This is a genomic window from Micromonospora sp. HK10 (assembly GCF_000982955.1).
In the GTDB taxonomy this organism is placed as follows: Bacteria; Actinomycetota; Actinomycetes; order Mycobacteriales; family Micromonosporaceae; genus Micromonospora.
On record NZ_KQ058867.1, the window covers coordinates 28,080 to 49,428 of the forward strand.

Sequence of the window (21,349 nt, forward strand, 5' to 3'; positions counted from 1 at the left end):
GCCCGCCCGTGCCCGGCCCGCCCGTGGCCCGTGCCGGTCGTCGGCCGCCCGACCCCGGTCGATCACCGGGAGCACCCGGCCAGGGACCTGACGGCGGGCGGTACGATTTCCGCCGCGCGGTCGCCGATGCCCGCCACCCACACGACGTTCCGGTGCGGTTGTTCACCGCCCACCGCGCGCGAGTCGCGCGTCGTCGGACAACTGTTCCGCAGTCCGAAAGGGGTCGGCCGCCGGGTCGATCCGGAGGAGAGACTAGCCTGATGGGCGTGACACGCCGCGCGAAGATCGTCTGCACCCTCGGTCCCGCCACCTCGTCCCCGGAGCGCATCCGGGGTCTGGTCGAGGCGGGCATGAACGTAGCGAGGCTCAACTTCAGCCACGGCAGTCACGCCGACCACGAGACGGTGTACCGGCTGGTGCGCGAGGCGGCCGACGCCGCCGGGCAGCCGGTGGCGGTGCTCGCCGACCTGCAGGGCCCCAAGATCCGTCTCGGCCGGTTCGCCGACGGCCCGCACGAGTGGCGCACCGGCGACTCCGTGGTGATCACCAGCGACGACATCGTGGGCAGCAAGGAGCGGGTCTCCTGCACCTATCGGAAGCTGCCGCAGGAGGTGAAGCCGGGTGACCGGCTGCTGATCGACGACGGCCGGGTGGCCGTGGAGGTCAGCGACGTCACCGGCAACGACATCCGGGTCCTGGTCACCGAGGGCGGCCCGGTCTCCAACAACAAGGGCGTCTCGCTGCCGAACGTGGCGGTCAGCGTCCCGGCCATGTCGGACAAGGACGCCGAGGACCTGCGTTTCGCGCTCGGCCTGGGGGTGGATCTGATCGCCCTGTCCTTCGTCCGCTCGGCCGACGACATCAAGCTGGTGCACTCGATCATGGCCGAGGAGGGCGTGCAGCGCCCGGTGCTGGCCAAGGTCGAGAAGCCCGAGGCGGTCGACCACCTGGAGGCGATCGTGCTCGCCTTCGACGGGGTCATGGTCGCCCGCGGCGACCTCGGCGTCGAGCTGCCGCTGGACCAGGTGCCGCTGGTGCAGAAGCGCGCCGTGCAGCTGTGCCGGGAGAACGCCAAGCCGGTCATCGTGGCCACCCAGATGCTCGACTCGATGATCGAGAACTCGCGGCCGACCCGCGCCGAGGCCTCCGACGTGGCCAACGCGGTGCTCGACGGCGCCGACGCGGTGATGCTCTCCGGCGAGACCAGCGTCGGCAAGTACCCGGTGCTCACCGTCAGCACCATGGCGAAGATCATCCAGACCACCGAGTCCGGCTCGATCGGCGTGCCCCGGCTCCAGCACGACCCGCGTACGCACGGCGGCGCGCTCACCGTCGCCGCCTCCTCGATCGCCCGCGCCATCGGCGCGAAGGCCATGGTCGCCTTCTCGCAGACCGGCGACACCGTCAAGCGGCTCGCCCGGCTGCACTGCGACCTGCCGCTGCTGGCCTTCACCCCGGTGCCCGAGGTGCGTAACCAGCTCGCCCTCTCCTGGGGCGTCGAGACGTTCCTGATGCCGTTCGTCGAGCACACCGACGACATGTTCCGTCAGGTCGACCAGGCGCTGCTCGGGCTCAACCGGGCCAACCCCGGCGACTACGTGGTGATCGTGGCGGGCAGCCCGCCCGGCACCCCCGGCTCCACCAACACGCTGCGCGTGCACCAGCTCGGCTCGCTGGTCGACGCCGCCTCCGCACGGGCGCTGCAATGAGTGCGGGCGCTGCAATGAGTGCGGGCGCTGCGCCGAGCGCGGGCGCTGCAATGAGTGCGGGCGCTGCGCTGACCGCGGGTGTTGCGCTGAGTGCGGGCGCTGCGCTGAGTGCGGGCAGCGCGCCGGCCGGGCGGGCCGCGTGCCCGCGACCCGGGGCGGCGCGGTGAGCGAACGCCCGGTGGCGACCGGTCAGGCCGCGGTCGACCAGCTGCTGGAGGTGCTGGACCTCGCGCACACCGGCGAGATGACCTTCCGGGGGATGAGTCCTCCGGTCGGTCCGCAGCGGGTGTACGGCGGGCAGGTCGCCGGCCAGGCCCTGGTCGCCGCCGGACGGACCGTCGATCCGGAGCGCTTCGTGCATTCCCTGCACGGCTACTTCGTCCGTCCCGGCGACCCCGCCGAGCCGATCGAGTACCAGGTGGAGAACGTCCGGGACGGCCGCTCCTTCTCGGTGCGCCGTGCGGTCGCCCTCCAGCACGACAAGCCGATCTTCTTCATGTCGGCCTCGTTCCAGCGGCAGGAGGAAGGGCTGGACCATCACGCGCCGGTGCCGCCGGACGTGCCCGCCCCGGACGAGGTCCCCACCATGGCCGACCGGCTCGCCCGCTATCCGGAGCGGCTCGGCATCTGGGGACAGATCCCGCGCCCGATCGATGTGCGCTACGTCGGCGAGCCCGGCTGGGTACGCCCCGGCGACCGGCCCGCCGAGCCGCACCAGCGGGTCTGGATGCGCCTCGACGGCAAGCTGCCCGACGATCCGCTGCTGCACGCCTGCGCCCTGGCGTACGCCTCCGACCTCACCCTGCTCGACTCGGTGCTGTCGGTGCACGGCGAGGTCTGGGGCCCCGGCGGGGTGGTCGGCGCGAGCCTGGACCACGCGCTCTGGTTCCACCGGCCCTTCCGTGCCGACGAGTGGTTCCTCTACGACTGCTGGAGCCCGTCCGCCTCCGGCGCCCGTGGCCTGGCCACCGGCCGCATGTTCACCACCGACGGCCGGCACATCGCCAGCGCCGTGCAGGAGGGGCTGCTGCGCCGGGTGGGCGCCTGACCGGGCGGCCCGGCGCGGCCGTGGCCGTTCGGTCGAGGGCCGCGGCACCGGCCGGACGATCAGCCGACTAACCTGTCCGGCATGCGTCTCTCCGCCCGGGTCGACTACGCCCTCCGTGCGGCTGCCGAGCTGGCCTCGACGGCCGAGGGGGCGGCGACCGGACGACGCCGACCGGTGACGGCCGAGCAGATCGCCCGCGCCCAGGACATCCCCCCGAAGTTCCTCGAGAGCATCCTGTTGCAGCTGCGCCGGGGCGGGATCGTGCACGCGCAGCGCGGCCCCGAGGGTGGCTACTGGCTGGCCCGGGCGGCGGCGGAGATCTCCCTGGCCGAGGTGATCCGGGTGATCGACGGCCCGCTCGCGCACATCCGTGGCCAGCGCCCGGAGCAGCTCGGCTACCACGGCGCGGCCCGTTCGCTGCAGGACGTGTGGATCGCGCTGCGGGCCAGCGAGCGGGAGATCCTGGAGCTGGTCACCCTCGCCGACGTGGCCGCCGGCACGCTGCCGGCCCGGGTGAACGAGCTGGCCGCCGACCCGGCCGCCTGGAGCTGACCGACCCGGCCCGTCCCACCCACCGATCAGGTACTTGACCGGAGCGCCCCCCGTGCCGCATTGTCGACCAAGTCGATAGGAGATACCGAAAAGTTCGGGGGCCCCGGTGCGCAAGCTGCTGATCCTCGCCCTGGTCGGGCTCGCCGCGCAGCTGGTCGACGGCGCGCTCGGCATGGCGTACGGGCTGACCTCCTCGACGCTGCTGCTCTTCGCCGGGGTCGCGCCGGCCGCCGCGTCCGCCTCGGTGCACCTGGCCGAGATCGGCACCACCCTCGCGGCCGGAATCTCGCACTGGCGGTTCGGCAACGTCGACTGGCGGGTGGTCGCCCGGATCGCGCTGCCCGGTGCGGCCGGCGCGTTCGCCGGTGCCACCGTGCTCAGCTCCGTCTCGACCGAAGCCGCCGCGCCCTGGATGGCCGCCATCCTGTGCACGCTCGGTGGCTACCTGCTGATCCGCTTCGCCCGGCCGCTGCGACCGCACCGGGCGGCCGGCCGGCTGCGGGGCCGCTTCCTCGCCCCGCTCGGCCTGGTCGCCGGCTTCGTCGACGCCACCGGCGGCGGGGGCTGGGGCCCGGTCGCCACCCCGGCGCTGCTGGTCTCCGGCCGGCTGGCCCCGCGTACCGTGATCGGCTCGGTGGACACCGCGGAGTTCGTGGTCGCCGGTGCGGCCAGCGCCGGGTTCCTCATCGGTCTCGGCACCGAGGGGTTCCTGCTGCCCACCGTGGCGGCGCTGCTGATCGGCGGCCTGATCGCCGCCCCGATCGCCGCCTGGCTGGTCCGCATCGTGCCCGCGCAGCTGCTCGGCGCCGCCATCGGCGGGGTGATCGTGCTGACCAACGCCCGGACCCTGCTGCGCGCGGGCGAGTTGGGCGGTCCCGTGCCGGCGCTGGTCTACGCGGTGCTCGGCGCCGGCTGGCTGGCCGCGCTGGCGCTGGCGGCCCGGGCACTGCGCCGGACCCGCCGGGCCCGAGCCGTCGTCGCGGCCGCCGCGCCGGCGTCCGCCAACCCGGCCACCGCCGACCCGGCCACCGCCGTGAGTGCCGTGCCCGGTCCGGGTGGCGTGAGCGCCGCCGAGGACCCGGCGTCCGGGGGTGTCGGGTCGCGGTCGCTGGCCGCCGCCGTCGACGGCTGACCGGCTCGGGGCGCGGTTCGGGCCGCATCCGGCAGCCGGGGGCCAGGGCGGGGCCGGTTGTGCGGCCGGAAAGCGTTGTCCTAGGCTGGTCCCGCGCGGAGTCGAATCACCGACGTCGATCAGTGGCGTCCCGTCAGCGCGACGCACCGCTCCCGCCGGCCCGGGCAGGCCGGCGCGCTGCGTCGCGGGCTCGATCTCCGCGAAAGGCATCCCCGTGCACCCCATCACACCCCGTCGCCGGACCGCGCTGCTCGCCGCGGTCGCGGCGACCGCCCTCGTCACCGGCACCCTCACCACGGTGGCCGCCTCGGCCGCCGCCGCCGGTTGCCGGGTCGACTACCGGGTCACCAACCAGTGGGGCGGCGGCTTCGGCGCCGACGTCACCATCACCAACCTCGGCGACCCGGTGAACGGCTGGACGCTCACCTGGGCCTTCGCCGCCGGCCAGCAGGTCGGTCAGGCCTGGAACGCCACCGTCAGCCAGTCCGGCAGCCAGGTCTCCGCGCGCGACGCCGGCTACAACGCCACGATCGGTACCGGCGGCACCGCGAACTTCGGCTTCAACGCCTCCTGGAACAACGCCAGCAACCCGGCCCCGGCGAGCTTCGCGCTCAACGGCACCACCTGCACCGGCGCGACCACACCGACCAGTGCCCCGCCCACCACCACGCCGCCTCCCACCACGCCGCCTCCGACGACGCCGCCCCCCACCACGCCGCCACCCACCACCCCGCCGGCAGGCGCCAAGCAGATGGAGAAGCTCGACCGGGGGCTGATCAGCGTCCGCTCCGGCAGCGGCAACCTGGTCTCCTGGCGGCTGCTCGGCACCGAGACCGCCGGGGTGTCGTTCAACCTCTACCGCGGCGCCACGAAGGTCAACAGCAGCCCGATCACCGGCGCCACCAGCTACCTCGACAGCGGCGCCGTCGCCGGAACGGCGTACACCGTCCGGCCGGTGGTCGACGGCGCGGAGCAGGCGGCGTCCGCCCCGGCGCTGCAGTTCACCAACGGCTACCTGGACGTGCCGATCCAGGCCCCGCCCGGGGGCACCACGCCGGCCGGGGAGGCCTACAGCTACTCGGCGAACGACGCCAGCGTCGGTGACCTCGACGGCGACGGCCGGTACGAGATCGTGCTCAAGTGGGACCCGTCCAACGCCAAGGACAACTCCCAGTCCGGCTACACCGGCAACGTCTACGTCGACGCGTACACCCTCGCCGGCGCCCGGCTGTGGCGCATCGACCTCGGCCGCAACATCCGCGCCGGCGCCCACTACACCCAGTTCCAGGTGTACGACTACGACGGCGACGGCGACGCCGAGGTGGCCATGAAGACCGCCGACGGCACCCGCTCCGGCACCGGCCAGATGATCGGCTCCGGCTCCGCCGACTACCGCAACTCCAGCGGCTACGTGCTCGCCGGCCCCGAGTACCTGACCATGTTCGACGGCCGCACCGGCGCGGCCCTCTCCACCGTCGACTACGACCCGCCGCGCGGCACCGTCTCGTCCTGGGGCGACTCGTACGGCAACCGGGTCGACCGGTTCCTGGCCGCCACCGCGTACCTGGACGGGCAGCGCCCCTCGCTGATCATGGCGCGTGGCTACTACACCCGCGCGGTCATCGCCGCCTGGGACTTCCGCGACGGCACGCTGCGCAAGCGCTGGACCTTCGACTCCAACGCCAGCGGCAACGGCGCCGCCGCCGGCCAGGGCAACCACAACCTGTCCGTCGCCGACGTCGACAACGACGGCCGCCAGGAGATCGTGTACGGCGCCGTCACCATCGACGACACCGGCCGGATCCTCTGGTCGACCGGCAACGGCCACGGCGACGCCATGCACGTCGGCGACCTCGACCCGGCCCGCGCCGGGCTGGAGGTTTTCAAGGTCGACGAGGACGGCAGCAAGCCCAGCTCCTGGATGGCGGACGCGCGCACCGGCCAGATCCTGTGGCAGACCGCGCCGAACGGCGACAACGGCCGGGGCGTCTCCGACGATGTCTGGGCCGGCAGTCCGGGGGCCGAGTCCTGGTCCTCGGCCGTCGACGGCCTGCTCAACACCCGGGGCCAGAACGTGGGCCGCAAGCCCTCCTCGGCCAACTTCCTGGTCTGGTGGGACGGCGATCCGGTCCGCGAGCTGCTCGACGCCACCAAGATCGACAAGTACGGCACGGGCGGCGAGACCCGGCTGCTCACCGGCAGCGGGGTGGCGTCCAACAACGGCACCAAGTCCACCCCGGCGCTCTCCGGCGACATCCTCGGCGACTGGCGCGAGGAGGTCATCTGGCGCACCAGCGACAGCAGCGCGCTACGCATCTACAGCACGCCCACCCCGACCGGCGTGCGACTGCCCACCCTCATGCACGACCCGCAGTACCGGGTCGCCATCGCCTGGCAGAACACCGCCTACAACCAGCCGCCGCACCCCGGGTTCCACCTCGGCGACGGCATGTCGACCCCGCCCGCGCCGAACATCTACCTGCGTTGACCGTGAGGCCGGCCGGGCCGGCCCAGCCTGGCGGTGCCGGGCCACGACCGGCTCGACGGCCCGGCCCGGCTTGCCGGCGCCGGACCCACGAAAGCAGGCACCGGGCCGCCGGCCGCGGAATCCGCGACCGGCGGCCCGGTGCTCCACACCGCGGCATTCCCGACCCGTCCCGACCGGGAATGCCGTACCACCACCGGACACCACGTTAGGCCGGCTCGGCGACGCTGGGGTGACGTGGCTATGAAGAGCGTGTTTCAGCGGCTCTGGCGCAGGCCACCGGCGACCTGCTCGGCGATCAGCTCGAACGAGCGGACCCGGTCGGCGACGTCGTACACCATCGTGGTGAGCATCAACTCGTCCGCGCCGGTGCGCTCCAGCAGCGCCCCGAGCTGCCGGGCCACCGTCTCCGGCGAGCCGGTCGCCTGCCCCTCCCGCCGCTGCGCGACGAACTCCCGCTCGAACTCCGAGTACGGGTAGGCCGCCGCCTCCTCGGGCGAGGCGAGCGGTTCCGGGCGCCCCGAGCGCAGCTTCAGGAACGACAGCCCGGCCGGCCCGGCCAGCCACTCGGCCCGCTCGTCGGTCTCCGCGCAGACCGCGTTGACGGCGACCATGGCGTACGGCCGATCAAGCCACTGCGACGGCCGGAAGTGCTGCCGGTAGAGCTGGAGGGCGGGGATCGTGTTCTGCGCGCTGAAGTGGTGCGCGAACGAGAACGGCAGCCCGAGCAGGCCGGCGAGCTGGGCGCTGAACCCGCTGGAGCCGAGCAGCCAGACCTGCGGCGACTGCCCCTTTCCGGGGGTGGCGGTGATCGGGCCGGGCTCGGCGCCGCTAAAGTAGTTCATCAGGTCGGCCAGCTCGCGCGGGAAGTGCTCGGCGGACAGGCCCTCCATGGTGCGGCGCAGCGCCAGCGCGGTCACCTGGTCGGTGCCGGGCGCCCGACCGATGCCCAGGTCGATCCGGCCCGGGTGCAGCGCCTCCAGGGTGCCGAACTGCTCCGCCACCACCAGCGGCGCGTGGTTGGGCAGCATCACCCCGCCGGAGCCGAGCCGGATCGTGGAGGTGTGCGCGGCGAGGTGGGCGAGCAGCACCGCCGGGGCGGAGCTGGCGATCGCCGGCATGTTGTGGTGCTCGGCCACCCAGAACCGGCGGTAGCCCAGCTCCTCGGTGCGGCGGGCCAGCTCGGTGGTGTGCCGCAGGGCCTCGCCGGCGCTGCCGCTCGCGGCCACCGGGGCAAGATCAAGAACAGACAGGGGTACGTCGATCACAGCGTGGTGCAACCCGCCGCGGGCCGGGATTGTTCCGCTGGGTGGGCTATCCCATTCCCCGGGCCTGCTCGAAGATCAGGCTGGTCTGGGTGTGCTGCACCGCCGGATCCACCGCCAGGTGGTCCAGCACGAAGTCCCGCAGCGCGTCCCCCGAGGCGGCCCGCACGTGCAGCACGTAGTCCTCCGCGCCGGCCACGTGGAACACCGACACCACGCCCGGCAGGCGTACCGAGCGGGCCCGGAACGCGTCCACCGCCGCCCGCTCGTGCGCCGTCAGCCGCACCGACACCAGCGCCTGCAACGGCAGGCCCACCGCCGCCGGGTCGACCTCCGCGTGGAACCCGCGGATCGCCCCGCACTCGCGCAGCGCCCGGGTCCGGGTCAGGCACGTCGACGGGGCCACCCCGACCCGTTCGGCCAGGGCGTTGTTCGGCAGCCGGCCGTCCGCCGCCAGCTCGGTCAGGATGGCGCGGTCCACGTCGTCGAGGGCCGCGAACGGCGGCCGTACATCATTCGGTGCGAGGGGCATGCGAGCATCATCCGCCGAACCTCGCTGCATCAAAAGAGCATTTCGCAGAATCTTCTTCGCTGCTATTGCCCTCAGCACGGCTGATGTTCGACGCTTCCGGCCATGACCGCCGTGGACACCAGAGCCGTGCACGCCGGGCGCGACGACCTCGCCGGCCTCGGCGCCCACGTGCCGCCGATCGACCTCTCCACCACCAACCCGCTGCCCTCGGTCCAGGGCGGCGGCGACGCGTACGAGGCCCTCGCCACCGGCGGCACCCTCCCGGCCGGCGCCAGCGCCGTCTACCAGCGGCTCTGGAACCCCACGGTGGCCCGCTTCGAGACCGCCCTCGCCGAACTCGAGGGCACCGCCGAGGCCGTCGCGTTCGCCAGCGGCATGGCCGCCCTCACCGCCACCCTGCTCGCCGCCACCCGGGACGGCAAGCGCCACGTCGTCGCCGTCCGCCCCCTCTACGGCGGCACCGACCACGTCCTCGCCACCGGCCTGCTCGGCACCGAGGTCAGCTGGGCCCGACCCGACGAGGTGGCCGCCGCGATCCGACCGGACACCGCGCTGGTGGTGGTCGAGACCCCGGCCAACCCCACCCTCGACCTGGTCGACATCGCCGCCCTGGCCACCGCCGCCGGCGACGTCCCACTGCTGGTCGACAACACCGTCGCCACCCCGGTGCTCCAGCAGCCCGCCCGGCACGGCGCCGCGCTCGTCCTGCACAGCGCCACCAAGAGCATCGGCGGTCACGGCGACGTCCTGGCCGGCGTGGTCGCCTGCGACCCCACCTGGGCCACCCGGCTGCGCCAGGTCCGCGCCGTCACCGGCGCCGTCCTGCACCCGCTCGGCGCCTACCTGCTGCACCGCGGCCTGCAGACCCTGCCACTGCGGGTCCGCGCCCAGCAGGCCGGCGCCGAGAAGCTCGCCGCCTGGCTGGCCGGCCACCCGGCCGTCGAGCGGGTCCACCACCCGTCGCTGCACGACCCGGCCGGGCTCGTCGGCCGGCAGCTCGCCGGACCCGGCAGCCTGCTCGCCTTCGAGGTACGCGGCGGCGCGCCCGCCGCGGCCGCCGTCGCCGACGCCTGCGAGCTGATCACCCACGCGGTGTCGCTCGGCGGCGTGGACACGCTGATCCAGCACCCGGCCTCGCTCACTCACCGGCCGGTCGAGGGCGACGCCAAGCCCTCCGGCGGGCTGCTGCGCGTCTCGGTCGGGCTGGAGGACCCGGAGGACCTGCGGGCGGATCTCGCGCGGGCGCTGTCGCGGATCTGACGCCTGCCGCTGTCGGTCGCGCGTCAGCGGCCTCGTCCGGTCAGGACTTCGGGCCGACGTGGCGGTCCAGCGCGGCGACCGCCTCCCGGCGGGCCACCGACAGTGAATTGCGGCGGTTCATCCGCCAGGCGATGCCGAGCCGGTCGAGGGCCTGCTGGCACAGGCGCATGATGTCGGTCGACTCGTTGACGAACATGTAGCGCGGATAGACGTACCGCTTGCCTCGCACGGTCACCCGGTTGCTGACCCGGCAGCCGTCGGAATGGAAGAGGCCGCGCAGGAAGTCGCCGGGGTACGCCTCAACGACAGGCCGCTGCCAGTCGGCCAGGACGATCGGGCGGTCGTGCTTTTTGCCCGGCCCGTGCTGCGGGAACAGGCAGGGCCAGTGCATCCCGTAACTCTGCACGGCGACGCACCCTCGCTTCTGGACCCGCTGCACGGACCTGGCCAGGACCGCCCTCATCGCGTCCTCGCAGGCGGCGATCAGGTCCGGCCAGGCGTCGGCGCAGAAGACCCGAAGGACCGGCACCCGGCCCACGACGAGGTGACCGTCGCCGAGGTAGAGGCCGAGGAGATAGGCATACTGCGCCGGATCTGGCGGATCGTCGACACCTGCTCGGCAGCGGAAACACCGCTCCGCAGTGCTCCGCTGCCTCGGCTCGGGACGCTCCTTGCACCAGTGCCGGACGGTCGGATAGGACAATCCGACAGCGCGGGCGGCCTCGGCGACCGTCGCGCCGGCGAGGTACAGGCTTCGTGCGCGAGCGCGTATCTCGGGTGGATGCACCAGGTCAGTTTCGTACACCCGTATGACAAGTTGTGCCCCCGGTGGGATTCGAACCCACACTGTCGATCTTTTGAGAATCGCGCCTCTGCCGGTTGGGCTACAGGGGCTTCTGTAGTTCGGCTCCAACAGGTTACCCACTAGGCTAGGGGCGGCGACACCCGGCAGGGCGGGTGTCGAGTTCGAACCGGTGGGAGTGGCTCGTGGGCGAGATGCAGGCGGACGCCGAGCGCAAGCGCGTTCTGATCGCCGAGGACGAGGCGCTCATCCGGCTGGACCTGGCCGAGATGCTGGTCGAAGAGGGCTACGAGGTGGCCGGCGAGGCCGGTGACGGCGAGACCGCCGTGCGGCTCGCCGAGGAGTTGAAGCCGGATCTGGTCATCCTCGACATCAAGATGCCGATCATGGATGGGTTGGCCGCCGCCGAGCGGATCGCCGGCGCCCGGATCGCCCCCGTGATCATCCTGACCGCGTTCAGCCAGCGCGACCTGGTGGAGCGCGCCCGGGCGGCCGGCGCGATGGCGTACCTGGTCAAGCCGTTCCAGAAGAGCGACCTGGTGCCGGCCGTGGAGATCGCGCTGTCGCGCTACTCGGAGATCGCCGCGCTGGAGGCCGAGGTCGCCGGCCTGACCGACCGGCTGGAGATCCGCAAGACCGTCGAGCGGGCCAAGGGCGCGCTGATGACCACCTACGGGATGACCGAGCCGCAGGCGTTCAAGTGGATCCAGCGCACCGCGATGGACCACCGGATGACCATGAAGGAGGTCGCCGAGCGGATCCTCGCGGAGACCGCCGGCGGCGAGGTGGCCCAGCCCGCGTCCTGACCTCCGCCGGCCCGCGAGGCGGGCCGACCGGTGCGCCGGTGCCGGGACGATGACCGTCCGGATACCGCGGCGGACCCGCCGGGCGGCGGGTTCCCCGGTGTCGGCGGGGGTCGATACGATCGCCGCCATGCGGCGCGGTGTGGCGGTGTTCGGCCTGCTCGTGCTGCTGCTCGCCGCCTGCCGCCCGGCGGGCCGGGCCGCGCCCGTGCCCACGCCCGCACCGGTCCGGCCGGGCTGGCAACCGGTCACCCTGCCGGTCCCGCCCGGTGCCCCGGGCCGGCTGGCGCTGCGCGACGCCACGGCGTGTGCCGGCCGCTGGTTCGTGGTCGGTGCGGTGGTGGATGCCGCTGGTGGCACCCGGCCGGCGGCCTGGAGCAGCCCCGACGCGGTCACCTGGACGGCGCTGCGCCCGGTGCCGCGCAGCCCGTACGGCGAGGAGAACCTGCTGACGGCGGCGGGCTGCCGGGACGGTCGGCTGGCCGCGGTGGGGGGCAAGAGCGGCGGGGTGCACGGCAATCCCCGGATCAGCACCTGGCGGGCGGCCGACGACGGCTCCCTGGTGGAGGTGCCGGCCGAGTTCGAGGTCTTCGGCGGGCCGGACGCGGTCAACGTGGGGCGGATCGCCGGCGGGCCGCGCGGGTGGCTGATCTCGGGCAACCGGGCCACCGGGGCGGCGGCCTGGGTGTCCCCGGACGGGACGGACTTCGCGCTGGTCAGCGCGGTGCCGGGGCTGGCCGCCGACGGGGCGGGGCGGCCGTGGGTGGCGGACGGCATCGGCACCCCGTCGGGGTGGCTGCTGGTGGGCTCGATGCTGCCGCCGGGGCGTACCGGCACTCAGCCGGCGGCGTGGGCCTCGGCGGACGGGCGGACCTGGCGGCGCGCGGTGCTGCCGGCCGCGGACGGCGGCGCGGATCTGCAACGGGTGGCCCCGGTGGGGGAGCGGACGGTGGCGGTGGGTCGCCGGGGTGACCGGTTGGGTGCCTGGGTGGAGGAGGGCGGGCGCTGGCGGGGCGGCGGCGCGTTCGGCGCGGGAGGCGGCGGGGTGTCGGGGCTGGCCGAGGTCGCCGGCGGGGTGCTGGTGCTGCCGGCCGCCGGCCCGACCGGCTGGCTCTCCCGCGACGGTGACTCCTGGTCACCGGTCGGCCTGCCGGTGGCGGTGCCGGGCGGGGCCGAGCGGGCGGTGGCGGTGACGGGATCGAGCGACGTTGCTCTGCTGGTGGTGGACGATGGCAGGCGAGCGCGGCTCTGGTCGGCGCGGGGGCCGTGGAACCCGAACTGATTGCTTTCCGACAAGGGCTTTGCCGTCATCAACTGTACGATTTGTCCTGTGACGGGCTGGGGTGTGTTACAGCACATCCATGAAATCGGCCACTCAACGTAACGGTTAGGTCAACCCCTCCTCCTAGCTATTCCGGCGTGCCCGGGAAGTGGGATAACGTCCCGCCCCAGACCGGGATCGCGGTCGGTCCGGCCAGCCTCGCAAGGTCCAATTCGCGGTGGGTGGTCCGGGCATCGGACGGAGGAGGGTACGAGCCGTGAGGCAGAAGCTCGCTCGGGTGCTCGGTGGCGTGGCCATCGGCGCGCTCGTTTTCAGTGGCGCGGCCTGCAAGGCCGACAGCGGCGACAGTGAGGCCGGCGGCGGCGGGAAGGCTGCCTGCGACCTGAAGATCGGCTTCTTCGGCGCGCTGACGGGTGACGCTGCGGGTCTCGGCATCCACATGCGCAACGGCACCCAGCTGGCCATCGAGCAGTACAACAGCGAGAACAAGGACTGCCAGGTCAAGCTGGAGCAGTACGACTCCCAGGGCGACCCGGCCAAGGCCCCGGCCCTGGCCCAGCAGGCGGTCGGCGACAGCAAGGTCGTCGGCATCATCGGCCCCGGCTTCTCCGGCGAGTCCGAGGTGGCGGACCCGATCTTCGACGCGGCCGGCCTGCCGACCATCACCCCGTCGGCGACCCGCCCGAGCCTGAGCAGCAAGGGCTGGAAGGTCTTCCACCGCGGCGTGGGTAACGACACCTCCCAGGGCCCGGCCGCCGGTCGCTACATCAAGGACGTGCTGAAGGCCGAGAAGGTGTACGTCGTCGACGACCAGTCGGCGTACGGCGCGGGCCTGGCCGACGAGGTCAAGAAGGTCATCGGCACCCCGGCCGGCTACGACAAGATCCAGGTCAAGCAGACCAACTTCTCCGCCGTGGTCACCAAGATCACCAGCAGCGGCGCGACCGCCCTCTTCTTCGGTGGCTACTACACCGAGGCCGGCCTGCTGCTCAAGCAGCTCAAGGGCGCGGGCTGGAAGGGCACCATGATCGCCGGTGACGGCGTGAACGACGCCAACTTCATCAAGGTCGCCGGTCAGCAGGTCGCCGAGGGCACCATCCTCACCTGCCCGTGCGCCCCGGCCACCAAGGCCAAGGGCACCTTCCCGACCGACTACAAGACGAAGTTCAACGTGGACCCGGGCACCTACGCCGACGTGTCCTTCGACATCACCAAGATCATGCTCGAGGGCATCAAGGCCGGTAAGTCCAGCCGGGCCGACCTGAACGCCTTCATCAGCAGCTACAGCGGCACCGGCGGTGCCACCGGCGTGACCTACAAGTTCGAGTCCAACGGCGAGCTGGACCCGGCCCAGGTCATCGTCTGGGCGTTCAAGGTGAACGCGGGCCAGGTCGTCCCCGAGATCGAGATCCCCAAGGCCTGACCGGGTTGGTCCGGTCCCGCCACGGGACGCCAGGCGTGCGGCCGGGAGTTTCCTCCCGGCCGCACCGCTTGGCCGCACAGTTGGAGCCCCCACTTGAACTTCGATGAGCTCTTCGGGAACTTCCCGGCGCTGACCATCACCGGGCTGGAACAGGGCGCGATCTACGCGCTCGTCGCGCTCGGCTACACCCTGGTGTACGGCGTCCTGCGTCTGATCAACTTTGCCCACTCCGAGGTCTTCATGGTCGGTACCTTCACCGCCCTGTGGACCTGGGAGGCGCTGGGTCACAACCAGAACACCCCTGCCCCCGCGTTCGGCCCGCTGATCGTGGCGGTCCTCGCCGGGCTCGCCGTCGCGATGGTCGCCTCGGCATCCACCGCCGTGGTGGTGGAGCTGGTCGCCTACCGGCCACTGCGGCGCCGTAACGCCCCGCCGCTGGCCTTCCTCATCACCGCGATCGGCGCCTCGTTCGTGCTCTCCGAGTCCTTCGGCATCGGCACCGAGCGGGCGCCGTTCGGCATGCCGGACATGATCCCGCAGAAGACGGTCTTCACCCTCTTCGGGGCCGACGTGACCAACCTCCAGCTGCTGATCCTCGGGGTCACGTTGATCATGATGATCAGCCTGGACCAGTTCGTGAACCGCAGCCGGCTCGGCCGGGGCATCCGCGCCGTGGCCCAGGACGCGGACACCGCCGCCCTGATGGGCGTCAACAAGAACCGGGTCATCCTGCTGGTGTTCATCCTCGGCGGCCTGATGGCCGGCGTGGCCGCGCTGCTGTGGGATATCCGGTTCGGCTTCACCAAGTTCAACGTCGGCTTCCTGATCGGGCTCAAGGCCTTCTCGGCCGCGGTGCTCGGCGGCATCGGCAACCTGCGCGGCGCGCTGCTCGGTGGCCTGCTGCTCGGGGTGGTGGAGAACTACGCCTCCGGCCTGTTCGGTGGAGACTGGAAGGACTTCACCGGTTTCGTGCTGCTGATCGTGCTGTTGATGTTCCGGCCGACCGGCCTGCTCGGCGAGTCTCTCGGGAGGGCGCGCGCATGACCGCCACCTCGGACAAGAAGAGCCGCACGGCGGCGTTCCGTACCCGCTGGGACGCGATGCCGAAGCAGGTCCGCTGGGTCGGCCTGGCCGCCCTGGTGGTCTTCCTCTACATCCTGCCCAACCGGTGGTTCTACGAGTACCTCGGCTTCCCGATCGGCAGCGACTACTTCGCCTTCTACACCACCCGCTCCGACTTCGCGACGGTGCTCTTCGACACCTCGGTCTTCGTGCTGCTGGCGGTGGGCCTGAACGTCGTGGTCGGCTTCGCCGGCCTGCTCGACCTGGGCTACTTCGGCTTCTACGCGGTCGGCGCGTACACGGTGGCGCTGCTGACCTCGCCGGAGAGCCGGTTGGGCACCAACTGGCCGTGGCTGGCGGCGGTGCCGGTGGCGATCGCGGTGGCCATGATCTCCGGGGTGATCCTCGGTGGCCCGACGCTGCGGCTGCGCGGTGACTACCTGGCCATCGTGACCCTCGGCTTCGCCGAGATGATCCGCCTCTACGCGGCCCGCAACGAGGGCATCGCGCAGGGCCAGCGGGGCATCCCGCAGATCCCGCACCCGCCGGGCACCGGCTCGGACGGCCACCCGCTGTTCGGCGTGGAGAGCTCGAAGCCCTACTACTGGCTGATCCTCACGGTGATCATCGTGATCATCTTCGCGATGCGGAACCTGGTAAACAGTCGGGTCGGCCGGGCCTGGGTGGCGATCCGCGAGGACGAGGACGCCGCCGAGATCATGGGTGTGCCGACGTTCAAGTACAAGCTGTGGGCGTTCGCCATCGGCGCGGCGGTCGGCGGTCTGACCGGCGCGATCTTCGCCGGCAAGCAGACGTTCATCAACTCGGACAGCTTCCTGCTGGAGAACTCGATCCTGGTGCTCGCCGCGGTCATCCTCGGCGGCGCGGGCAACATCAAGGGCGCGATCGCCGGTGGCGCGATCACCTGGTACCTGCCGGAGTGGCTGCGGGGCGTGGGCGACCTGATCGGTGTCGAGTTCGACGCGGCGGAATACCGGATCCTGGTCTTCGGCCTGGTGGTCATCGTGATGATGATCTTCCGGCCGCAGGGTCTGGTGCCCAACCGGCGCCGCGCGGCGGAGTTCGCCGACCGGCGCAAGGAAGTGGTTCCCCAGGAGACGGTGCCCAATGAGTGAGCCGCAGATGCACAGCGAGCGGGACGAGACCAGCGAGCGGGACATCGCCGACGACGGTCGCGCCACCGTCGGCACCCCGCCGGCGTCCGGCGCGGACACGCCGGTGGAGCCCACCCCCGGCGCGACCGCGCCGGCCGGGCGGGAGCCGCTGCTGGAGGTCGACCACGTCACCCTCCGCTTCGGCGGCGTGGTCGCGCTGAACGACGTCGCGTTCACCCTCTACAAGGGGGAGATCCTCGGCCTGATCGGCCCGAACGGCGCCGGCAAGACCACCTGCTTCAACGCCATGACGGGGGTCTACCGGCCCACCGAGGGCGAGATCCGGTTCAAGGGGCAGCGGACCAACGGCAAGCGCCGGTCCTGGATCACCAAGGCGGGCATCGCCCGGACGTTCCAGAACATCCGGCTCTTCCCGGAGATGACCGCGCTGGAGAACGTGATGGTGGGCGCGGACGCCCACCACAAGACCAGCGTGATCTCCGCGATGCTGCGGCTGCCGCGGCACTGGCGGGAGGAGCGGCAGGGCCGCGACAAGGCGTACGAGCTGCTGCGCTTCGTCGGCATCGAGCGCCGCGCCGGGGACCTGGCCCGCAACCTCTCGTACGGCGAGCAGCGCCGGCTGGAGATCGCCCGGGCCCTGGCCACCGACCCCACCCTGCTCTGCCTGGACGAGCCGGCGGCCGGCTTCACCCCGGCGGAGAAGGAGGAACTGCTCGGCCTGATCCGGAAGATCCGCGACAATGGCACCACGGTGCTGCTGATCGAGCACGACATGCGACTCGTCATGGGCGTGACCGACCGGATCGTGGTGCTGGAGTTCGGCAAGAAGATCGCCGAGGGCCTGCCGGCCGAGGTCCGGGAGGATCCGAAGGTGATCGCCGCGTACCTGGGGGTGCCGACCGATGCTGCTTGAGATCAAGGACCTGACCCTGCTGTACGGGCGGATCCAGGCGCTGCACGGGATCAGCCTGACGGTCAACGAGGGCGAGGTGGTGGCCCTGATCGGCGCGAACGGCGCCGGCAAGACCACCACCATGCGGGCCATCTCCGGGCTGCGCCCGGTGGCGTCGGGCTCGATCGTCTTCGACGGCACCGACGTCACCCGGATGCGGGCCGATCTGCGGGTGGTCCGGGGCATCGGGCAGGCGCCCGAGGGGCGGGGCGTCTTCCCCGGGATGACCGTCGTGGAAAACCTCGAGATGGGCGCGTACACCCGGCGGGACCGGGCAGGCATCGCCGAGGACATGAAGATGGTCATGGACCTCTTCCCCCGGCTCGCCGAGCGGCGCAAGCAGCACGGTGGGACGCTCTCCGGCGGTGAGCAGCAGATGCTGGCGGTGGGCCGGGCGCTGATGGCCCGCCCGCGGCTGCTGCTGCTCGACGAGCCCTCGATGGGGCTCGCGCCGATGCTGATCCAGCAGATCTTCGAGATCATCACCCGGATCAACGAGCAGGGCACCACGATCCTGCTGGTGGAGCAGAACGCCCAGCAGGCGCTCTCCCGCGCCCACCGGGGCTACGTGCTGGAGACCGGCCGGATCGTCAAGGAGGGTACCGGCCGGGACCTGCTGCACGACCCGGCGGTCAAGGAGGCGTACCTCGGCGTGGCCTGAGGTCGTACCGGCGGCGGCCGGCCGTCCCTTCGGGGGCGGCCGGCCGCCGCTTTTACCGGCGCCGCCGTCCGCCGGGTTGTCGGGCGTACGGGCTAGAGTCGCTGCCGTGACAGCTACGACGCCGCGCCTGCTCCTCGTCGACGGACACTCCCTGGCATACCGGGCGTTCTTCGCCCTGCCGGTGGAGAACTTCTCCACCTCCACGGGGCAGCCGACCAACGCTGTCTACGGCTTCACCTCCATGCTGATCAACGTGCTCCGCGACGAGCAGCCCACCCACATCGTGGTGGCCTTCGACGTCTCCCGCCGTTCCTTCCGCACCGACAAGTACGCCGACTACAAGGCCGGCCGCAGCGAGACCCCGACCGACTTCAAGGGCCAGGTCAGCCTGGTCAAGGAGGTCCTCGCCGCGCTGCGCGTGCCGGTGGTGGAGAAGGAGGGCTACGAGGCCGACGACGTCCTCGCCACCCTCGCCTGCCAGGCCCGCGACCAGGGCATGGAGGTGCTGATCACCACCGGTGACCGGGACGCCTTCCAGCTCGTCGGCGACCGGGTCACCGTGCTCTACCCGCGCAAGGGCGTCTCCGACCTGGTCCGGATGGACCCGGCCGCGGTCGAGGCGAAGTACGGTGTGGGCCCCGAGCGCTACCGGGACCTGGCCGCCCTGGTGGGCGAGACCAGCGACAACCTCTCCGGGGTGGACAACGTCGGCCCGAAGACCGCCGCAAAGTGGATCAACCTGTACGGCGGGGCCGAGGGCGTGGTCGCCCACGCCGACGACATCAAGGGCAAGGCCGGCGACAACCTGCGCGCCCAGCTGTCCCGGGTGATCCGCAACTACGAGATCAACTGCCTGGTCACCGACCTGGAGCTGCCGCTGCGCCCCGAGGACGCCCGCTGGCCGGGCTGGGACCGGGAGGCGGTGCACCAGGTCTTCGACACCCTGCAGTTCCGGATCCTGCGCGACCGGCTCTACCAGTACCTCGAGGCCGTCGAGCCGGAGGCCGAGGCCGGCTTCGACCTGGCCGGCGAGAAGCTCACCGAGCCGGGGGCGCTCGCCGGCTGGCTGGGCACGCACGCCCCGGCCGGCACCCCGGTCGGGCTGGCCGCCAAGCTCGACACCGGCCCGAACCGCCGGCACACCGCCACCGTGACCGGGATGGCGCTGGCCACGACGGGCGGCGCGGCGGCCTGGTTCGACCCGGCGACCCTCGACCCCGCCGACGAGGCCGCGCTGGCCGGCTGGCTGGCCGACGACACCCGGCCCAAGGTGCTGCACGACAGCAAGCCGGCCGTGCTGGCCTTCGCGGCGCACGGCTGGGACCTGCGGGGCATCTCCCGCGACACCCAGATCGCCGCCTACCTGGCCCGCCCCGACCAGCGCTCCTACGACCTGACCGACCTGGCGCTGCGCTACCTGCACCGAGAGCTGCGGGTCGACGCGCCGGAGACCGGCCAGCTCACCCTGGACGGCCTGGGCGACGACGGCGAGGCCGAGCAGAACCTGATGCTCCAGGCCCGGGCCACCCTCGACCTGGCCGACGCGATCGACGCCGAGCTGTCCCGCGACGGCGAGCAGTCCGCCCGGCTGATGGCCGGCGTGGAGCTGCCGCTGATGCGGGTGCTCGCCGCGATGGAGCGCACCGGCATCGCCGCCGACACCGACTACCTCTCCGAGCTGGAGGCGCACTTCGCCGCCGAGGTGAAGGCCGCCGCCCAGGGCGCGTACGCGGCGGTCGGGCGGGAGTTCAACCTGGGCTCGCCCAAGCAGCTCCAGGAGATCCTCTTCGGCGAGCTGGGCCTGCCCAAGACCAAGAAGATCAAGACCGGCTACACCACCGACGCGGACGCCTTGCAGTGGCTCTACGCGCAGCAGCCCCATCCGGTGCTCGAGCACCTGCTGCGCCACCGCGACGTGGCCAAGCTCAAGTCGACCGTCGACGGGCTGCTCAAGTCGGTCTCCGACGACGCCCGGATCCACACCACCTTCAACCAGACGGTGGCGGCCACCGGCCGGCTCTCCTCGACCGAGCCGAACCTGCAGAACATCCCGATCCGCACCGAGGAGGGGCGGCGGATCCGGCGCGCCTTCATCGTCGGCGAGGGCTACGACTGCCTGCTCACCGCCGACTACAGCCAGATCGAAATGCGGATCATGGCGCACCTGTCCTCGGACGACGCGCTGATCGAGGCGTTCAACTCCGGGCACGACTTCCACGCCGCCACCGCCTCGTCGGTCTTCGCCGTCCCGGTCGACCAGGTCACCGCCGACCAGCGTCGCAAGATCAAGGCGATGAACTACGGCCTGGCGTACGGGCTGAGCGCGTTCGGCCTGTCCCAGCAGCTCGGGATCAGCACCGAGGAGGCGCGCGGGCTGATGGAGAACTACTTCGCCGGCTTCGGCGGGGTGCGCGACTACCTGCACGAGGTGGTGGCCCGGGCCCGTCAGGACGGCTACACCTCCACCATCCTGGGCCGCCGCCGCTACCTGCCCGACCTGGTCAGCGACAACCGGCAGCGGCGGGAGATCGCCGAGCGGATGGCCCTCAACGCCCCGATCCAGGGCTCCGCGGCCGACATCATCAAGGTCGCCATGCTGCACGTCGACACCGCACTGCGCGAGGGCGGGCTGCGCTCCCGGATGCTGCTGCAGGTGCACGACGAACTGGTCTTCGAGGTCGCTCCCGGCGAGCGGGAGGCCCTGGAGTCCCTGGTCCGTACGCAGATGGGCGAGGCGTACCCGCTGTCGGTGCCGCTGGAGGTGTCGGTCGGCGAGGGCCGGGACTGGAACAGCGCCGACCACTGAGCGTGGACGGGCCCGCTGTGTCTGCCTGCTGCTGCCGCCTGGACCGCTGACCGGACGCCGTACCGGCGGGGGGCTTGCCGGGCGCCGTACGGGGCGGGGGCGGCTTGCGGGGCGCCGTACCGGCGGCGGCGGGCTTGCCGGGCGCCGTACCGGGGCGCGGGTGGGCTTGCCGGGCGCCGTACGGGGCGGGGGCGGGCTTGCGGGGCGCCGTACGGGGGCGGGGCTTGCCGGGCGCCGTACCGGGGCGGGGGCGGGCCTGCCGGGCCTGACCCGGCGGCTCGGCCGACCACCAACGGGTGAGCGCCTACCGGCTTGATGTCGTAGCTGACTCACCCGGGCGCACGAGCAGCGGCCGGGTGAGTCGTTTCCGTCATCACGCCCGGTGAATCGTTCCCGTCATCAGGCGGGTTGCGTTTCCGTCATCAAGCCCCGTGAGTCG

Annotated in this window: 17 protein-coding genes, 1 tRNA gene and 1 pseudogene; 14 read left to right on the top strand and 5 right to left on the bottom strand. The window is 72.4% G+C overall.

Annotation, left to right across the window (positions count from 1 at the left end):
- Positions 1 to 260 precede the first annotated feature (260 nt).
- The 5 genes from pyk to LQ51_RS23830 all read left to right on the top strand — a co-directional run bounded on the left by pyk (position 261) and on the right by LQ51_RS23830 (position 6,929).
- Positions 261 to 1,709, top strand: coding sequence for a pyruvate kinase (gene pyk / locus LQ51_RS23810; RefSeq protein WP_046569312.1), 1,449 nt, complete (start codon positions 261 to 263; stop codon positions 1,707 to 1,709).
- 178 nt (positions 1,710 to 1,887) lie between these two features.
- Positions 1,888 to 2,757, top strand: a complete 870-nt coding sequence (locus LQ51_RS23815; protein WP_046569344.1) for an acyl-CoA thioesterase — start codon at positions 1,888 to 1,890, stop codon at positions 2,755 to 2,757.
- A gap of 81 nt (positions 2,758 to 2,838) precedes the next feature.
- A complete protein-coding gene (locus tag LQ51_RS23820; RefSeq protein WP_046569313.1) occupies positions 2,839 to 3,309 on the top strand; it encodes an RrF2 family transcriptional regulator in 471 nt (156 codons plus the stop codon).
- A 106-nt stretch (positions 3,310 to 3,415) separates the two neighbouring features.
- A complete protein-coding gene (locus LQ51_RS23825) occupies positions 3,416 to 4,441 on the top strand; it encodes a sulfite exporter TauE/SafE family protein (RefSeq protein WP_046569315.1) in 1,026 nt (341 codons plus the stop codon).
- Between the two features lie 214 nt (positions 4,442 to 4,655).
- Positions 4,656 to 6,929, top strand: a complete 2,274-nt coding sequence (locus LQ51_RS23830) for a rhamnogalacturonan lyase family protein (protein WP_046569317.1) — start codon at positions 4,656 to 4,658, stop codon at positions 6,927 to 6,929.
- A 254-nt stretch (positions 6,930 to 7,183) separates the two neighbouring features.
- Here the strand turns inward: LQ51_RS23830 and LQ51_RS23835 are convergent, their stop codons facing one another.
- Entirely contained in the window at positions 7,184 to 8,194 is a 1,011-nt protein-coding gene (locus LQ51_RS23835; RefSeq protein WP_231605851.1) for an LLM class flavin-dependent oxidoreductase, read from the bottom strand.
- A 46-nt stretch (positions 8,195 to 8,240) separates the two neighbouring features.
- Positions 8,241 to 8,723 (bottom strand): Lrp/AsnC family transcriptional regulator, encoded by a 483-nt coding sequence (locus tag LQ51_RS23840; protein WP_046569320.1) that lies wholly within the window; start codon positions 8,721 to 8,723, stop codon positions 8,241 to 8,243.
- 102 nt (positions 8,724 to 8,825) lie between these two features.
- Between LQ51_RS23840 and LQ51_RS23845 the strand changes: the two genes are divergently transcribed.
- Positions 8,826 to 9,983 (top strand): trans-sulfuration enzyme family protein, encoded by a 1,158-nt coding sequence (locus LQ51_RS23845; RefSeq protein WP_046569321.1) that lies wholly within the window; start codon positions 8,826 to 8,828, stop codon positions 9,981 to 9,983.
- Positions 9,984 to 10,023: 40 nt separating this feature from the next.
- Here LQ51_RS23845 and LQ51_RS23850 read toward each other — a convergent pair whose 3' ends face one another.
- From LQ51_RS23850 to LQ51_RS23855, 3 genes and pseudogenes are all read right to left on the bottom strand, one after another.
- Positions 10,024 to 10,512, bottom strand: a complete 489-nt coding sequence (locus LQ51_RS23850) for an LAGLIDADG family homing endonuclease (protein WP_231605853.1) — start codon at positions 10,510 to 10,512, stop codon at positions 10,024 to 10,026.
- 150 nt (positions 10,513 to 10,662) lie between these two features.
- Positions 10,663 to 10,830 (bottom strand): annotated as a pseudogene (locus LQ51_RS34600) (hypothetical protein); the annotation flags it as partial.
- Positions 10,804 to 10,877: transfer RNA gene (locus LQ51_RS23855), tRNA-Leu, on the bottom strand. The gene LQ51_RS23855 and the pseudogene LQ51_RS34600, both read right to left, overlap by 27 nt.
- A gap of 93 nt (positions 10,878 to 10,970) precedes the next feature.
- On the opposite strand from LQ51_RS23855, the gene LQ51_RS23860 reads away from it, so the two are divergent.
- From LQ51_RS23860 to polA, 8 genes are all read left to right on the top strand, one after another.
- Positions 10,971 to 11,591 (top strand): ANTAR domain-containing response regulator, encoded by a 621-nt coding sequence (locus LQ51_RS23860; protein ID WP_046569323.1) that lies wholly within the window; start codon positions 10,971 to 10,973, stop codon positions 11,589 to 11,591.
- A gap of 127 nt (positions 11,592 to 11,718) precedes the next feature.
- Positions 11,719 to 12,870, top strand: a complete 1,152-nt coding sequence (locus LQ51_RS23865) for a hypothetical protein (protein ID WP_046569348.1) — start codon at positions 11,719 to 11,721, stop codon at positions 12,868 to 12,870.
- A gap of 256 nt (positions 12,871 to 13,126) precedes the next feature.
- Positions 13,127 to 14,293 (top strand): branched-chain amino acid ABC transporter substrate-binding protein, encoded by a 1,167-nt coding sequence (locus tag LQ51_RS23870; protein ID WP_046569325.1) that lies wholly within the window; start codon positions 13,127 to 13,129, stop codon positions 14,291 to 14,293.
- A gap of 93 nt (positions 14,294 to 14,386) precedes the next feature.
- Complete coding sequence (locus tag LQ51_RS23875; RefSeq protein WP_046569327.1) at positions 14,387 to 15,337, top strand: branched-chain amino acid ABC transporter permease; 951 nt, start codon at positions 14,387 to 14,389, stop codon at positions 15,335 to 15,337.
- Positions 15,334 to 16,491, top strand: a complete 1,158-nt coding sequence (locus LQ51_RS23880; RefSeq protein ID WP_046569329.1) for a branched-chain amino acid ABC transporter permease — start codon at positions 15,334 to 15,336, stop codon at positions 16,489 to 16,491. Before LQ51_RS23875 ends, LQ51_RS23880 begins: the two co-directional genes overlap by 4 nt.
- Positions 16,484 to 17,404, top strand: coding sequence for an ABC transporter ATP-binding protein (locus LQ51_RS23885; RefSeq protein WP_197087893.1), 921 nt, complete (start codon positions 16,484 to 16,486; stop codon positions 17,402 to 17,404). Before LQ51_RS23880 ends, LQ51_RS23885 begins: the two co-directional genes overlap by 8 nt.
- Positions 17,394 to 18,104, top strand: a complete 711-nt coding sequence (locus LQ51_RS23890; protein ID WP_046569331.1) for an ABC transporter ATP-binding protein — start codon at positions 17,394 to 17,396, stop codon at positions 18,102 to 18,104. Before LQ51_RS23885 ends, LQ51_RS23890 begins: the two co-directional genes overlap by 11 nt.
- A gap of 106 nt (positions 18,105 to 18,210) precedes the next feature.
- Positions 18,211 to 20,910 (top strand): DNA polymerase I, encoded by a 2,700-nt coding sequence (polA, locus tag LQ51_RS23895; protein WP_046569333.1) that lies wholly within the window; start codon positions 18,211 to 18,213, stop codon positions 20,908 to 20,910.
- The last annotated feature ends 439 nt before the right edge of the window (positions 20,911 to 21,349 follow it).

Coding starts and splice junctions, on each gene's coding strand:
- LQ51_RS23880 (WP_046569329.1), top strand. CDS start 15,334: ATGACCGCCACCTCGGACAAGAAGAGCCGCACGGCGGCGTTCCGTACC.
- pyk (WP_046569312.1), top strand. CDS start 261: ATGGGCGTGACACGCCGCGCGAAGATCGTCTGCACCCTCGGTCCCGCC.
- LQ51_RS23890 (WP_046569331.1), top strand. CDS start 17,394: ATGCTGCTTGAGATCAAGGACCTGACCCTGCTGTACGGGCGGATCCAG.
- LQ51_RS23865 (WP_046569348.1), top strand. CDS start 11,719: ATGCGGCGCGGTGTGGCGGTGTTCGGCCTGCTCGTGCTGCTGCTCGCC.
- LQ51_RS23845 (WP_046569321.1), top strand. CDS start 8,826: ATGACCGCCGTGGACACCAGAGCCGTGCACGCCGGGCGCGACGACCTC.
- LQ51_RS23885 (WP_197087893.1), top strand. CDS start 16,484: ATGAGTGAGCCGCAGATGCACAGCGAGCGGGACGAGACCAGCGAGCGG.
- LQ51_RS23840 (WP_046569320.1), bottom strand. CDS start 8,723: ATGCCCCTCGCACCGAATGATGTACGGCCGCCGTTCGCGGCCCTCGAC.
- LQ51_RS23820 (WP_046569313.1), top strand. CDS start 2,839: ATGCGTCTCTCCGCCCGGGTCGACTACGCCCTCCGTGCGGCTGCCGAG.